At 46.6% G+C, this 14927-nt stretch carries 14 protein-coding genes and 1 pseudogene; 2 read left to right on the top strand and 13 right to left on the bottom strand.

All coding sequences use genetic code 11. The features are described from left to right. Positions 1-143 precede the first annotated feature (143 nt). From QUB08_RS19990 to rpsL, 7 genes are all read right to left on the bottom strand, one after another. Positions 144-785 carry an LON peptidase substrate-binding domain-containing protein gene (locus QUB08_RS19990; RefSeq protein WP_015174045.1) on the bottom strand — a complete coding sequence of 214 codons (642 nt, stop codon included), beginning with the start codon at positions 783-785 and terminating at the stop codon, positions 144-146. A gap of 303 nt (positions 786-1088) precedes the next feature. Further along, positions 1089-1307, bottom strand: a complete 219-nt coding sequence (locus QUB08_RS19985; protein ID WP_333226414.1) for a hypothetical protein — start codon at positions 1305-1307, stop codon at positions 1089-1091. 46 nt (positions 1308-1353) lie between these two features. Then, a complete protein-coding gene (gene rpsJ, locus QUB08_RS19980) occupies positions 1354-1671 on the bottom strand; it encodes a 30S ribosomal protein S10 (RefSeq protein WP_006632193.1) in 318 nt (105 codons plus the stop codon). Positions 1672-1853: 182 nt separating this feature from the next. Beyond that, entirely contained in the window at positions 1854-3083 is a 1230-nt protein-coding gene (tuf, locus tag QUB08_RS19975; RefSeq protein ID WP_333226412.1) for an elongation factor Tu, read from the bottom strand. A 101-nt stretch (positions 3084-3184) separates the two neighbouring features. After that, a complete protein-coding gene (gene fusA / locus QUB08_RS19970) occupies positions 3185-5257 on the bottom strand; it encodes an elongation factor G (RefSeq protein ID WP_333226410.1) in 2073 nt (690 codons plus the stop codon). A 345-nt stretch (positions 5258-5602) separates the two neighbouring features. After that, positions 5603-6073 carry a 30S ribosomal protein S7 gene (rpsG, locus tag QUB08_RS19965; protein ID WP_006632196.1) on the bottom strand — a complete coding sequence of 157 codons (471 nt, stop codon included), beginning with the start codon at positions 6071-6073 and terminating at the stop codon, positions 5603-5605. A gap of 144 nt (positions 6074-6217) precedes the next feature. Beyond that, on the bottom strand, positions 6218-6598 hold the full coding sequence (rpsL, locus tag QUB08_RS19960; protein WP_006632197.1) for a 30S ribosomal protein S12: 381 nt from the start codon (positions 6596-6598) through the stop codon (positions 6218-6220). 455 nt (positions 6599-7053) lie between these two features. Between rpsL and QUB08_RS19955 the strand changes: the two genes are divergently transcribed. Next, entirely contained in the window at positions 7054-7257 is a 204-nt protein-coding gene (locus QUB08_RS19955; RefSeq protein ID WP_333226407.1) for a hypothetical protein, read from the top strand. Positions 7258-7475: 218 nt separating this feature from the next. Further along, entirely contained in the window at positions 7476-8327 is an 852-nt protein-coding gene (locus QUB08_RS19950; RefSeq protein ID WP_333226405.1) for an Npun_R2479 family HD domain-containing metalloprotein, read from the top strand. 156 nt (positions 8328-8483) lie between these two features. Here the strand turns inward: QUB08_RS19950 and QUB08_RS19945 are convergent, their stop codons facing one another. From QUB08_RS19945 to QUB08_RS19920, 6 genes and pseudogenes are all read right to left on the bottom strand, one after another. Then, positions 8484-8999, bottom strand: a complete 516-nt coding sequence (locus tag QUB08_RS19945; protein WP_333226403.1) for a transcriptional repressor — start codon at positions 8997-8999, stop codon at positions 8484-8486. Between the two features lie 455 nt (positions 9000-9454). Further along, positions 9455-9937, bottom strand: a pseudogene (locus QUB08_RS19940) (chlorophyll a/b binding light-harvesting protein); the annotation flags it as partial. 1085 nt (positions 9938-11022) lie between these two features. Next, positions 11023-11760 (bottom strand): response regulator transcription factor, encoded by a 738-nt coding sequence (locus tag QUB08_RS19935; RefSeq protein ID WP_333226465.1) that lies wholly within the window; start codon positions 11758-11760, stop codon positions 11023-11025. A 683-nt stretch (positions 11761-12443) separates the two neighbouring features. Further along, entirely contained in the window at positions 12444-13406 is a 963-nt protein-coding gene (locus QUB08_RS19930; RefSeq protein WP_333226401.1) for an FTR1 family protein, read from the bottom strand. A 95-nt stretch (positions 13407-13501) separates the two neighbouring features. After that, entirely contained in the window at positions 13502-13936 is a 435-nt protein-coding gene (locus QUB08_RS19925) for a ferritin-like domain-containing protein (protein WP_333102835.1), read from the bottom strand. A 116-nt stretch (positions 13937-14052) separates the two neighbouring features. Next, entirely contained in the window at positions 14053-14505 is a 453-nt protein-coding gene (locus QUB08_RS19920; protein WP_333226399.1) for a hypothetical protein, read from the bottom strand. Between the last annotated feature and the right edge of the window lie 422 nt (positions 14506-14927).

Raw genomic sequence — 14927 nt, 5'->3', positions numbered from 1 at the left:
CTGTAGGCCATCTCCAAACCCTTAGTTCAATAACTCATTCCCAATCGAAAATCAAAAATAAAAAATCGAAAATCGAATGATTTGTGTGTAATTCTTTCTTCAATGCAGGTCAAACCGATTGTGCTTTTTCCTAGGCAAATTGGCTACTTGAGGGTATCTTTAAGTACAGTCCTCGCTGCCAAGTGATTGCGAGTCGAAGTCAAAATTTCGGTTTCGCGTTCCAATCTCGCAGCAGTATCTTGCAATTCTAAAAGAGTTTGCTGTTCTGTCGCTGCGCCGTAAAGGTAGCTGGCTACCCAATAGGACAATTCTGTAGGCAAACTGGGAATGTCTTCGGGCAGGTCGATCGGCTGATCCATCAATTTGCTGGAGAGGCGAACTACATCTCTCAGCAGTTGTTCGACATCTTTTCCCAAAGGTCTGAGGTCTTGTTGCGGCGGTGCGTCTTCGATCCATTCTACTAGACCGACTAAATAGGGTTTTTCGCGAACGGCGTCGAGGACTCGGAACCGCTGCTGACCGAGAGTCATTATTTTCATGCGATCGTCGGGCAGGCGCTGGCAGTGAATCACTTCGGCGCAACAGCCAACGGCAGAGACTTTGTTTTGGTTGGGGTCCCACATGAGCACACCGAAACGCCGATCGCCCTCCAGAATCGTATTCATCATGATTCGATAGCGAAACTCGAAGATTTGCAGCGGGAGTGGCCTACCTGGAAATAGAACCACTTCCGGCAACGGAAATAAGGGGAGTTCGCGAACTGCTACAGAGGAAGAGGATGCCATTGTCGCTCAAAAGTGACGGTACTTGCGCTTATTTTTCTTACTTTAACTGATTAAAGGCAATTCCGGGGCAGGAGCGATCGGGCTTTTTCGCTTGCAACGGGAGCGACGGCTCGCTATCTCCCGTGCTGACAGCTTGAAAAAGGCGTTATTTCGTCAAAATGTTAAATATACCTTTTTGCTAAACTAAGTAAGTCCGAAGGCGATGATAGCGACTGCTAAAGGAGCGTTTTTGTAGTGAGCGCACCTTAATTAAAAATAATTATTTAAGTTCGTGCCGGAGCAGAAATTATTGCTGATTATTAACTAATAACTAATACCTAATATAGCAACCGCCTTGGCGGTTAGGACGTTGTTAATGGCTGAAACGATTGATTTTATTGCTTCTTCCTTCTTCCTTCTTCCTTCTTCTTTCTTTCTGACATCCGTTACATCGGCTACAGAATCCCTTGCCGAACTTCCTTCTTTCTTCTTCCTTCTGCTATCACTAATGACTAGGGAAAATTCAACAAAAAGAAGGAACAATTTATTTAATCTTTGTTCCTTCTTTCCGAGTTTTCGATAAGTCAATCTACAGCTTGACTTCGATATCTACGCCGGCTGGCAAATCCAGTTTCATCAAAGCGTCAATTGTTTTGGCAGATGGCTGGTGAATGTCGATAATGCGGCGGTGCGTGCGGGTTTCAAAGTGTTCGCGAGAATCTTTGTCTACGTGGGGCGATCGCAGCAAGCAATAAATCCGCCGTTTTGTCGGTAGGGGAATCGGGCCGATCGCTGTGGCTGCTGTCCGATTTGCTGTATCTACAATCTTTTCGCAGGATGCGTCTAGAATTCGGCGATCGAAAGCTTTGAGGCGAATGCGAATTTTTTGCTGTTGAATTGTTGCCATTTTTGTTTCTTGAATTTTCGAGGTTCAGTTTGTTATTTGTTGTCTTTTTGCAGTTGTCTTTTTGCAGTTGTTTTTGGGCTAACTGCTAACAGCAGACTTCTGAGTAATAACTAATCACTAAATAGCAGAAAAGCCTGATTAAATTTGGCGGCTTTTCTGCTATTTAAGCTGTTATCGGATTCCTACTTAAGGATTTTGGAAACAACGCCGGCGCCGACGGTGCGGCCGCCTTCGCGGATAGCGAAGCGCATTCCTTGTTCGATCGCGATCGGGTGAATCAGCTCAACAGTCATTTTGATCCGGTCACCAGGCATCACCATTTCTGCTTCAGTACCGTCATCAGCGGTGAACTGTGCGATCGTGCCGGTCACGTCAGTGGTACGGACGTAGAATTGAGGGCGATATCCAGAGAAAAAGGGCGTGTGCCGGCCGCCTTCTTCCTTCTTGAGGATGTACACTTCAGATTCAAACTGAGTGTGAGGCAGGATGCTTTTCGGCTTGGCAATCACCATTCCGCGTTCAATATCCGCCTTTAAAATCCCCCGCAGCAGTAGACCAACGTTGTCGCCTGCCAAACCTTCTTCCAGAGACTTGGTGAACATTTCCACACCAGTCACTGTAGTGCTGCGAGTGTCCTTAAGACCCACCAATTCGACTGTTTCGCCGACTTTGATAGTTCCACGTTCGATCCGGCCTGTGGCGACAGTACCCCGACCAGTAATCGAGAATACGTCTTCAACTGCCATCAAGAAAGGCTTGTCAACTTCGCGTTCTGGGGTGGGGATGTAAGCATCTACTTCTTCCATCAGCTTGTAAATTTTGTCAACCCACTCATTTTCGCCCTTTATAGTCTTGGGATTAGCAAGCATCGCTTCGAGAGCTTTCAATCCCGAACCTGTGACGATGGGGATGTCATCGCCCGGAAAATCGTAAGAGCTCAAAAGTTCGCGAACTTCCAGTTCTACCAATTCCAAAAGTTCAGCATCATCCACCATGTCTTCTTTGTTCAAGAAGACAACCAGGCTGGGAACGCCAACTTGCTTAGCTAGCAGGATGTGTTCGCGAGTTTGAGGCATGGGGCCGTCTGCCGCTGACACTACTAGGATGCCGCCGTCCATTTGAGCAGCACCGGTGATCATGTTTTTCACATAGTCAGCGTGTCCGGGGCAATCTACGTGGGCATAGTGCCGACCTGTGGTTTCGTATTCCACGTGAGCAGTATTAATCGTAATACCCCGTGCTTTTTCTTCTGGCGCAGCGTCGATGTCGGCGTAGTTCTTAGCCTTTGCTTGACCTAGTGCAGAGAGAGTCATCGTAATCGCGGCGGTCAAAGTTGTTTTGCCGTGGTCAACGTGACCGATCGTGCCGATGTTTACGTGGGGTTTATTCCGTTCAAATTTTGCGCGTGCCATTCTTGATCTGTTCCTTGTTTTTTTTAGCGATTTTAGACTTGAGATTTTAGATTCTAGATTTTGGATTCAATCCAAAATCCAAAATCTAAAATCCAAAATCATTAGTTCCCTTTGTTCTTAGCGATAATGGCTTCAGCCACATTTCGCGGCACTTCTTCGTAATGGCTGAATTCCATTGTGAAGATGCCTCGACCTTGGGTTTTCGAGCGGATGTCGGTGGCGTAACCAAACATTTCTGCTAGTGGAACTTTTACAGAAACTTTGGCAATCCCCTGATCTGTCTCTTGACCTTCGATCTGACCCCGACGCGAGTTGAGGTCTCCGATGACGTTCCCGATGTAATCTTCGGGAACTTCAACCTCTACTTTCATCATAGGCTCTAGCAGCACTGGCGACGCCTTCATCACGGCTTCTTTGATCGCCATTGAACCGGCGATCTTAAATGCCATTTCTGAGGAGTCTACGTCGTGGAAAGACCCGTCTACCATAGTAGCTTTGAGGTCAATCACGGGATATCCTGCTACAATACCTGATTCGCAGGCTTCTTTCATCCCTTGTTCTGCCGGGCCGATGTACTCTTTGGGTACAGTGCCACCAACAATTTTGGAGACAAATTCAAAGCCGGTTCCGACTTCGGTGGGTTCTAGTTCGATCACAACGTGACCGTACTGACCTTTACCGCCACTTTGGCGGATAAATTTACCTTCGGCACGGACGGATTTGCGAATGGTTTCACGGTAGGCTACTTGTGGCTGACCCACGTTGGCTTCTACTTTGAATTCCCGCAGCATCCTGTCTACCAGGATTTCCAGGTGCAGTTCGCCCATACCGGCGATGACTGTCTGGTTGGTTTCTGGGTCAACGTTGACTCGGAAGGTGGGGTCTTCTTCCGAGAGCGACTGGAGGGCTTTGGAGAGCTTCTCCATGTCTTGTTTGGTTTTGGGTTCGACAGCCACCGAGATAACTGGCTCTGGTATAAACAGAGATTCCAGAATCACTGGCGCTCCTTCTTCGCAGAGGGTGTCGCCGGTGAAGGTGTCTTTCAAACCCAAGGCTGCTCCCAAGTCTCCTGCCCGCAGTTCCTCAACTTCTATCCGATCGTCGGCTTTGAGGACAATTAGGCGAGAAACCCGCTCTTTTTTGTCTTTGGTGGAGTTCAGGACGTAGGTGCCTTTTTTGAGGATACCGGAGTAGACCCTAACGAAGGTCAGCCGGCCGAAGGGGTCAGCCATGATTTTGAATGCCAGGGCTGACAGGGGCGCGCTGTCGTCTGCAAATCGTTCTGCTGTGTCGCCGTTGGGCAGGAGTCCTTGAATTGGAGGAACTTCCAAGGGCGAGGGCAGATAGTCGATGACTGCATCCAACAACAACTGAACGCCTTTGTTTTTGAAGGCAGAACCGCACAACATTGGTACGATCGTACCTTCGACAGTGCCGTGACGCAGGGCCAAGCGGATTTCGTCTTCTGTTAACTCTTCGCCTTCGAGGTATTTCTCGGTGAGGGCGTCGCTGGTTTCTGCTACGGACTCGATCAGCTTGGTGCGGTATTCTGCTGCTAGATCCTTTACTTCATCGGGGATTTCTACTTCCTCGATGTCGGTGCCGGTGTTGTTGTTGTAGATGTAGGCTTTCATCTCTACTAAATCTACAATTCCCCGGAAGTTTTCTTCACTGCCGATCGGGATTTGGATGGGTACGGCGTTCGCTCTCATTCGATCGCGAATTTGGCCGTAGACTTTGTAAAAGTTTGCCCCCATCCGATCCATTTTGTTGACGAACACGATCCTCGGTACTTTGTACCGATCTGCCTGTCGCCAAACTGTTTCGGATTGCGGCTGCACTCCCCCTACCGAGCAGAACACTGCGATCACTCCGTCGAGCACTCGCATCGAGCGTTCGACTTCGATCGTGAAGTCTACGTGTCCGGGAGTGTCGATGATGTTGATTTTGTAATCTTTCCAACTGGTGGTGATAGCAGCGGCAGTAATCGTAATTCCCCGCTCCCGCTCTTGCTCCATCCAGTCAGTGACTGCTGTTCCCTCGTGCACTTCACCCATTTTGTGAACCATGCCTGAATAGAACAGAATTCTTTCAGTTGTTGTTGTTTTGCCCGCGTCAATGTGGGCTGCGATGCCGATGTTGCGAGTTTTTTCTAGCGGGACGGTACGTGCCACAGCTACCTCCTTAATCTTGTGTTGCTGTTATAATACTATTATACTACACAGTAACCCTATTTTGCACTCCCCAGCGACTTACAAAAGTCTCTGGAGCTTATTGTTACATTTTAATATTTTTTGCAAAATTTGTTTACAAAAATATTAAGGATGCGACATGGAGGAGTCAGAGAGTGCGTGAATTTTGAGTGCGTGAATTTTGATTTTGGGAGTTTTGAGTTTGCTTGCGCGATCGCAACTGCGCCAAGAGAAGCAATCTCAACACTCAAAACTTACACTTTCCAATTTCTCACCCGATGCTTTTATACCGAACAATCGCGCTCTTCTCCATGCCCGATGTTGCAGTTAGTAGCGGTAGTGAGCAAAAGCCTTGTTAGCTTCAGCCATGCGGTGAGTTTCTTCGCGCTTGCGAATAGCACTCCCTGTTTCGTTAGCTGCATCCATCAGTTCGTTGGCTAGCTTGGCTGCCATTGAGCGGCCGGTGCGGGCGCGGGCAAATCTGATCAGCCAGCGGAGGGCGAGGGTGGTACCGCGATCGGAACGCACTTCCATTGGCACTTGGTATGTGGCGCCACCTACCCGGCGGGCTTTGACTTCGACCAGGGGTGTTGCGTTTTTGACTGCTTTTTCAAACAAGTCTAACGGTTCAGCCCCTGTGCGTTCTTGGATGGTTTTGAGGGCGTCGTAGACGATGCTGGAGGCAACGGATTTTTTGCCGTGCTGCATGATCCGTCTCACCATCATGCTTACCAACCGGCTGTTGTAGGTTGGATCTGGTGGAACTGGACGTTTTTGAATAACTGTGCGGCGAGACATAGTTCTATTTGGGATTTTTGATTTTGAATGATTGAGTTTGGGGTTTTGGAATCACATCTCGATTTATGACGATCGAGCGTGCAATTGATCGGCGCGATCGGATTTTTTTTGCTTCCCAACCCCGACGAGCGGGCGAGTTCCGTGTTATTTTTTCTCTTTAGGACGCTTGGCCCCGTATTTGGAACGACCCTGCTTGCGGTCTTTCACCCCAGCGGTGTCTAATGTACCCCGAATGATGTGGTATCTAACTCCGGGCAGATCTTTTACCCGACCGCCCCGGATCATTACTACCGAGTGTTCTTGCAAGTTGTGACCGATCCCAGGGATGTAGGCGGTGACTTCAAAACCAGAGGTCAGCCGTACCCGAGCCACCTTCCGCAGCGCCGAGTTGGGTTTTTTCGGGGTGGTCGTGTACACTCTGGTGCAAACTCCGCGGCGCTGCGGGCAACTCTTGAGAGCTGGCGATTTGGTTTTTTTCTGCGTTTGTTCCCGTGCTGAACGGATGAGTTGCTGAATAGTGGGCATGAGTTACGGCATTTCTAGCTTTTTGCTGAATATAGTGATTTGGCTGTATCCGCACTGAAAGTCCCTTCCCCTCTGGGGGGACGGGATGAATGAAAATAATTATGGGTAAGTGAGGATACCAGACTCTGTATTGTACACGACGCGTGTTTCTTTGGCAAGAAATTTGCGCGACCCGCGCTCAAACTTCCTTCCTTGCTGCAAGTTGGGAGGGGGCGAGCGCAACGGGAGAATGGTATGTGACATCCTATAATTTAGGCGCAACTATGATGATTTTCACAGCCGTCAGCAAAATTTATGACGATCGCAATATCGCGCTTTTTCGCTCAAATTACGATTATTAGGAGAGGCGCATTAACTCCAGGCTGCGATCGCATCACAGTCTATAGCCGATCTACATCACATAAAGTTATCTAAAATTGCCGGACAATAAGAAATATACATTTAGTTGACGGCAGATGACAACCAAAGCTTATATTCCTGAATATAAAATTTGCGAACTTTACTTGAACATTTGGAAATCCGGTAAGATCGATCGGGATCAGTTCCAGCAAATTCAATACGCAATTAATTCTCACAGTTTAAAAAGTTCAGACGATCGAAAAATTGTCAGCAGGCTGCTGTATGCAGTACGGCGGGGATGGGTGTCAGTGACGGACTGAGTTGCTTGGGAGTTTTGAGTCAGGGCGCGAGATTGCTTCGTGACTCCCCGGGCGTAGCTGCGTCACTGAGTTGTGAGATTGCCACCCATTTGCCGCCCACAGAGCACAACGCACACGGGGTGCAGGAGTTGTGAACTAAAATCTCATCCATAAAATTAGAGGACTCCCCAATAGATGCACCGCTCTTAAAAGGAAATATTAAGGTAAAAGGACACGGTATGTTTAATTCTACAGAACTGCTGATCGAGGCTTTCATCCAACAACTTCAGAACGGGTACAGCCGCACTTACGGAGGCTACAAATCAGACTATGCTGACATTATTGCCTGGGTGGGGGCAATGGCGTTAGAAAACATCGCCAACAGCGACGCTCTTTATCACAATGTAGAACACGCCATTTGCATTAGCTTAGTCGGTCAAGAAATCTTGCGGGGAAAACACATTCGCAAGGGCGGAGTTTCCTGCGAAGATTGGCTGCACTTCATCATTTCTTTGCTGTGCCAAGACATCGGATATGTCAAAGGAGTTTGCCGACAAGACCAAGAATCAGAAGGATTGTATGCTACGGGAAAAGATGGCATGAGAATTGCACTTGCTCCCGGTGCAACAGCGGCTAGCTTAGCTCCTTACCGAGTTGACAGAGCTAAATTGTTCATTGACGAGCGCTTCGGCAACCACAAGCTAATTAATGCTGAGATAATTAAGCAGAACATAGAACAGACTCGTTTCTCGGTGCTTGACGGCAACACTGACGAGGATGCAGTTAATTACTCTAGTTTAGTTCGCGGTGCTGACTTGATAGGTCAGCTCAGCAACCCGCAATATTTGCAGAAAATTGGCGCGCTGTTTTACGAGTTGGAAGAAAGCGGTGCTACTAAAGTTTTGGGCTATCGACATCCGGGCGACTTGCTGCAAAGCTACTCTAAGTTTTACTGGAGCGGCATTTATCCGCACATCAGTGAATCTCTCGGTTACTTGCAGTTGACGCAGGAAGGCAAACAGATTGTTGCTAGTTTGTACGCTAACATATTTCGGATGGAACACCAACGTTGCGATTCTGAGGTTGCTTGATTGCAAAAGAGAATTCAGCAGTCAGCAGTCAGCAGTCAGTTGTCAGTAGTCATTGGTTATTTGTAGGTGCTAATAACTAACAGCTCATAACGAATAAAAAAGCACAAATTACCAATTACCACCAATTACCAATTACCGAAGGGTATTTCATTCAACTCAACTAATTTCCTCATGAATTTCTGAATGATATCTGGGACACAACCAATTGCTGGGTACCAAAGAAGGCCATCCCTCCCGTAGCGCTTCCAAACAAACCGCACGCACAGTTAATTGACAGTCAAGCAGTTCTACCCCAGCTTTTTCAACTTGCTTTTTGCCAATTTTTAAAATCGATTCATCGCTAAATTCAAAGGTTTTGTGACACTGAATGCAAACTAGATGGTGGTGGTGGTGCAATTCGGGAAAATTCAGTTCGTAATGTTTGTGTCCTTCTGCTAATTCTAGTTCCCGCAAAATTCCTATCCTTGCTAATAAATGCAGCGTTCGGTAGACAGTAGACAAGCCTATTCGTTCTCCTTTATTCTGCAAACTCTTGTATAATTCTTCCGCACTTAAATGATTGCCTTGCGGTAGATTTTGAAAGACACTCAAAATAGTTTCTCGTTGGGGAGTCAGGCGGCAGCCTCTCTGGTTGAGTTCGACTTTGAGTGAGTTAGCACTGTATAAATTCATGTCGGAAAAAAATCAAAAAATTGAAGGGAGATTTTGCTGGATTATCTGTTATTTGTTCGCGCTCTTGTTTAGATTGTCCAAAAGTGTATTTTCCTTGAAAATCAATCTAAGTTTAGACTCACTCTGCTAGCCACCTATCCCCCTTGCTCAAGGTGGAACTGAAGCAGTGGTAGTCGGTATTTCAGCGTAATTTTTGTGAAGTTTAGAGCAATGTTGCGGATAAGCATTGGTCAAACAAGTCTTAGGTTCAAAGTCAGTGCAACCATCGCATCTTCAGTACAAGCCACGCACGGGCGCACTGTAAATGTGAGGCGGTAGTCCGTAGTAAAAAAATCCCAATAACAAGGAATTGGATACAAGCGCTTGATTTGATGCACTCCTTCGGGCAATGTTACGGACAGACTCCACAAAAATAATCAAAGTGGCGATACATAAATATTAGAAAAAAACAGTCATAAACCACCAAAGTACATAGCTTTGGCCACCAACAAGAAGGTAGCGACACCCAGCAAAACTAGGCGGATTCCCAAGATGGTGGTCATTTTGTCTGCGTCTTCCCATGTGTAGCCAAAGAAAGAAGTTCTTGCTTCGAGGGTGGCTGGCCCTTTGAGGGAGTAAAAGATGCCGCCGAAGCCGAGAAAGAGGTGAATCGCGCTAACGGCGAAGTACGGATCAGTATCGACAATTTTGCCTCCCCCACCCCCGCCCCAGCCGAGTCTGGCTAGATTTGGCAACAGGATTAAGCCTTGTTCGTACATGGGCAATTCTGGGTTAAAGCGGGAAAGCTCCAATAGGCTATAGGCTCCCGCCCAGAAGACGATGAGGCCGGCGTGGGCGACGTGGGTACCGAGCAAACGGCCCGAAAGGTTGATTAAGCGGGCGTTGCCGACCCACCAGGGAAATGATTTTCCGTCGGGTGGGAAGGATTTTTTTGCCATGCTGGTCACGGCGATTTACCTCTTGAGAAAGATGCCAGGGGAGTTTTCAGCGATCGCAGGTTATTGATATAGATAATCAACAATTTTAGTAGTTTCGTCAAGGGGTATTTGAGAAAAATTTTCACTTATTTGAGTTCTGGTATGTAAATCAGTAGGAAAAAACATCGTTATATCACGATTATGACTGTTTTGGGCGCTTTAGCGGAATTTGGTTTCTCGTTAGCAAAAATAGCAGCTAAAGGAATACCTCTAAATTTATTGATAAATAATATTATTAAAGAGTATTAAGCTGTTCTACATTTAAACTGTCTGTCAAAAATCAATACAACTCTTGTGGGACGGGCTTCTAGCCTGTCCGGAATTTCCAATTTAAATGCGTAACAGCTTATGGCTAGAGTATTGTTTAACTACCAGCCGGGAAGTCCCGGGCGTATATTTAGAGCGGATTAATCAGAGCGCTGGGCCCCGTACCCCGTTGGGAATTACGCCCGCGTGATGAAAGGCTCGTCGGGTTTCGGTACGGAAACCGACAATTATTCTTTTATACCCCAAGATGCTCGGGAAATACTCTGATACTATATTAGCAAGTGGGGGTGGAACTACCTCACTATAAAAAGCATGAGAAAAAAAAGGAAAAAGAAGCCTGCGGTCTAACTGTACTCAGTTGACCGTCAGGTTTGTTCACGTAGCTATCCAATCCTCTCGGAAAAGACAAGGTGGAAAAAGAAATCCGGTACTTTCCTATGGACAAGCTTCTATAAAAGTAGGGTTAGAGGGAGGGCGGTTTCATTCTCACGAAAATCGCGATTTTGTAGGGGTAGTGCTACCCCTACTCCCCGTGCCTACCCCCCACAGACGATTTCACAGTTTCAGACATGGGGCAGCCACGGGGGGCAGCCCCTACAAGAGAATGAAACCGCCCTGGGGTTAGAGGGGGCTGCGGGATTGTTTTTTTCCGAATCAAGAGAGTTAAGGGCTACTTGTTGACATATTCACTCAAACTCCAAACAACAAAGCCTGAGAGCATTAGCTCTCAGGCTTTTCTAGCGGGATTTTTAACTGCTTGTTGCATTTGGCGTGCTAGCTCAAGCAGAGGATTTGGTTTCTTCAGCTACTTGCTCGTTGTTGGGCAACTCCAGGCAATAACCAGCCCCGTATACGGTTTTGATGTACCGAGGATGGCGGGGATCGGGTTCCATCTTGGTTCTCAGGTGTCTGATGTGTACACGAATAGTTTCGATGTCGTCGTCGGGGTCGTAACCCCACACTTCTTTGAGAATTTCGCTGGGAGAGACTGTCTGACCGTGGCGCTGAAGCAAGCAGTGCAGCAACTCAAACTCTAGGTGGGTCAGTTTGACTGTCTGAACGTACCAAACAGCTTCAAACCTTTCGGGGACAAGGGTCAGTGGGCCGTAGTTCAGGATTTCGGAATGTTTGGCAGCTTGGGGGATGCGGTCTGTGCGCCTTAGTAGAGCTCGCACTCGGGCTAGCATCTCTTCTAGTTCAAAGGGTTTGGTCAGGTAGTCGTCGGCGCCGGAGTTGAAGCCTTCTACTTTGTCTTGAGTTTGACTTAAGGCTGTCAACATCAAGACGGGAATGTCTGAGGTGCGCTCGTCACGCCGCAAACGCTGACATACGGTGAATCCGTCTACTCTAGGCAGCATGAGGTCTAGCATGATCAGGTCGGGCAGCAGTTGTATGGCCAGTGCCTGACCTTTGATGCCGTCTTCTGCCTGGGTGACTTCGTAGCCAGCCATTTCTAGGTTGACGGCTACGAGTTCGGCGATCGCCGCGTCATCATCAATAACAAGTATCCGGGGCATCATTATTTATCTCACCGCTAACCAGATTGGGGAGGCTACAGCCTTCTGGGGGTTCCAGGTAACTTTAACAAGCAATTTTTTAATTTTAAGCTTCATTTAAGAATTATAAGGTTGATTAAGACCTTTTTGAGCTATGTAAAAATTGTTGTATTAATTATAAGCGCCTTCAGTGGTTATCAGAAAGACTGTTCGCCAGAAATCTGGCCGGGAGTAGATTTTTTGTTGGCGGGCGCGACTTATGTGGCGACGAGTGATGATGGGATTTGAGATTTTAGAGCCACCCTGCGTTTGTTTGCTGGTAGTGGGTCATCGCCCCTGTTCTCGATCGACACCTTTGCGGGCCTGACATTGCCAATTCTGCTCTCTGCGAGTTACATATTTTCGACGATCGCCCACTCTACGACTTGTGATTTATAAACTTCGTGAGGTTGAGAAAAATTTTGTTTTTTTTGAGGGTTAGCCCTTGCTTTTTTTAGCTCTTGACTGTATTATTTAATAATAGAAATCTAACTATTTATTTTCCAAAAATTGACTATTTCCATTATTAAATAATATCATACAAATGTCAAAGAGTCTATCCCAAACCCCTAAAATTTTGGGCCGATTTTGGAAAATCAGGCAATTTTTTTGTGCCTCAGAAGCAGTGAAAGCAGTGAAATAATCTGTAACCATAGCCGACAGAACTACTGAGAAAGAGTTGATTTTTGAGCGGGCTGAGTATTTTTGTTGGGAACAGTTGCCTGAGAGCCTAATTTTTGGAAATAAAGACCGCCGATGGTGGCTAAGAATATTGTGTAAGCCGCCGCTTGGACGAGATAAAGTCGATCTCTGTATCCAAACAGTGCTTTGAGAATCACTCCTGGAAATTGTCGATCGGGCAAAATTTCCGCTGCATTCCACACCATCGGCCCTAAAATACAAGAGTGGAGTGGTGCGAGGCGATCGTAATAAACACAAATCGCTGCATACTGGCTATTCATCTGCGACAAAATCCCAGCGGCTTGGTCAAAATGTTTGAGTGCAGATACTGCCAAACCTGCCACGATTAACAGCAACAAAATCCCCATAAACTTAAAAAACAGGCGGATATCAATTTTGACACCCCACTTGAACAGTAGCGCGCCAATGATTGCCGCCCCAGTCAAACCGCCCAAAGCACCTAAAGCAGGAGTTAAACCTTGTTGAAATTGAGCGCTGACAAATATAACTGTTTCAAAACCTTCGCGCAGTACCGCAATAAAAATTAAGCCAAATACGCCCCAGCCGGCATTGCTATTTTCTGTCAAAGCTGCTGTAACTGCTCCTTCAACTTCAGCTTTGAGAAAGCGCGCTTGCTGAGTCATCCAAATTAGCATCCAGCTTAGCATTGCGATCGCCACCATCCCCAACACGCCCTCTAATAGCTGTTTAATTACTGGTGCGTAAGGCTGCTCTGATGTTGATAGTGCTGCGAGCAATCCATTTAATAGAACACCCACAAAACCGCTAGCAGCAATGCCGGCTGCGACACCTGCATAAACCCAAGAATTGAGGTGAGTTTGCTCGGCTTTTTTGAGGCAAGCTAGTACAATTCCGACGACTAAGGCGGCTTCTACACCTTCACGCAGGGTAATTACAAAAGTTGGTATTGCTTCACTAAAATTCATTTTTTATAATCATGGGGCATGGGCAGGGGGCATTGGTCATTGGTCATTGGAAATAACAACTTACCACTAACCAATAACCAATAACAATGATTAAATCAACTATAATCCCGCAGCATTTTTTTCAATTCTACTTGGTGCAATTCTTCTTGTCCAATTAGATTGCGGGCATATTCTTCCAAATAAACGCTGGAGTCTGTCACAACGTCAAGTAAAGATTTATACTTTTTGAGCGCTTTTTTCTCGTGATTTAAACTTTCTTCTAACAAGTCTTTCACCGAGTGTTTGTAGGTTTCTTCGATGGGAGCAATTTTCTGACTGGGATGCCCCTCTAAACCGGTGAGAATTTCTCCTGCTTGTTGGGCGTGGAGTAGGGATTCCGTGGCTTGTGCTTTAAAAAACTGCACGATGGGAATCCGGTTTGGCCCTGTCACCATTAGTGAATAGTGGGTATAGCGCACGACACCTGCAAGTTCCCATTCCATGATGGTGCATAGCAGTTCCTGAGTTTTTTTTTCGTCAAGTTCTTTCATTTGTTGTTTTAGATGTAGAATGCCTTAGAGGGCGCTGTTTATAATATCACATTTAAGTTAAAAATGAAAAGTAAGGTGCGGATGGCGCACCTTACCGGAGAGATGTTGTATCTGAGTTAGGGGTTAACTTCTAAGGTTCCTGTAGGAGCAAACACTACAGTAAACTTAGCGACTGGTGCTGCACTGTTACTGCTGCTAGTTTCGGAAGATTTCAGCAGATTTGGCAAAGCACTTTCTTGGGTGTAATCCTTGGCTGGTTGATTAAGGGGCTGGAAATTGCCGATCGCCCCATCTTGACTTGTACTGACTCGATAGACTAGATTTTGATTCAACGTAGGGCTAGTTTGCCAAGTCTGATTTATGCGATCGTAGACTTTTAGAGCTAACTCATCTAGTTTGACGCGATCCGTAATTTCTGCTGTCTGATTTGTTCCATCCACCGCCTGAACTTGCTGCTGGCCTGCTGATACAGGTACAGCTTGGACAGTCTTATCTGTAGGGCTACTCGCAATAGCGGTTTCAGTAGACCTATTAGTGAAAGGTACAACCTCTGGAGACTTGTCAGGCAAATTTTTGGGGTTGTAAATAGCTAAGCTGTAATTATTTGCAGCCGGAAGCCCACTGTTACTCGAAATAGCTGGTTAGGCCCCGCCCTTAGCAACAGCATTAGCGGGATTTGGCCGCTCGATTCTCAAAGATTTGACATGAAAACCGCGAAACTTTTCTTTTTGGCTAAGGCGCCACATTGCGAGGGGAAAAGTCAATCGATTTGAGATTTGAGATTTGAGATTTGAGATTTGAGATTTAAGCATTGACTCCACGGATAAATTTGGGGGCTCCTTTATCGGATACAGGTTTTTTATTTCTGGACGGATGAAGCCGGGGGCTTTTATCCTGGATGTTTTCGGTCAATCGATTTGAGATTTGAGATTTGAGATTTGAGATTTAAGCATTGACTCCACGGATAAATTTGGGGGCTCCTTTATCGGAT

This window comes from Microcoleus sp. BR0-C5, assembly GCF_036705045.1.
GTDB lineage: Bacteria > Cyanobacteriota > Cyanobacteriia > Cyanobacteriales > Microcoleaceae > Microcoleus.
Note: the sequence above shows the minus strand (reverse complement) of the source record. Positions and strands in the feature narration are given on the sequence as shown.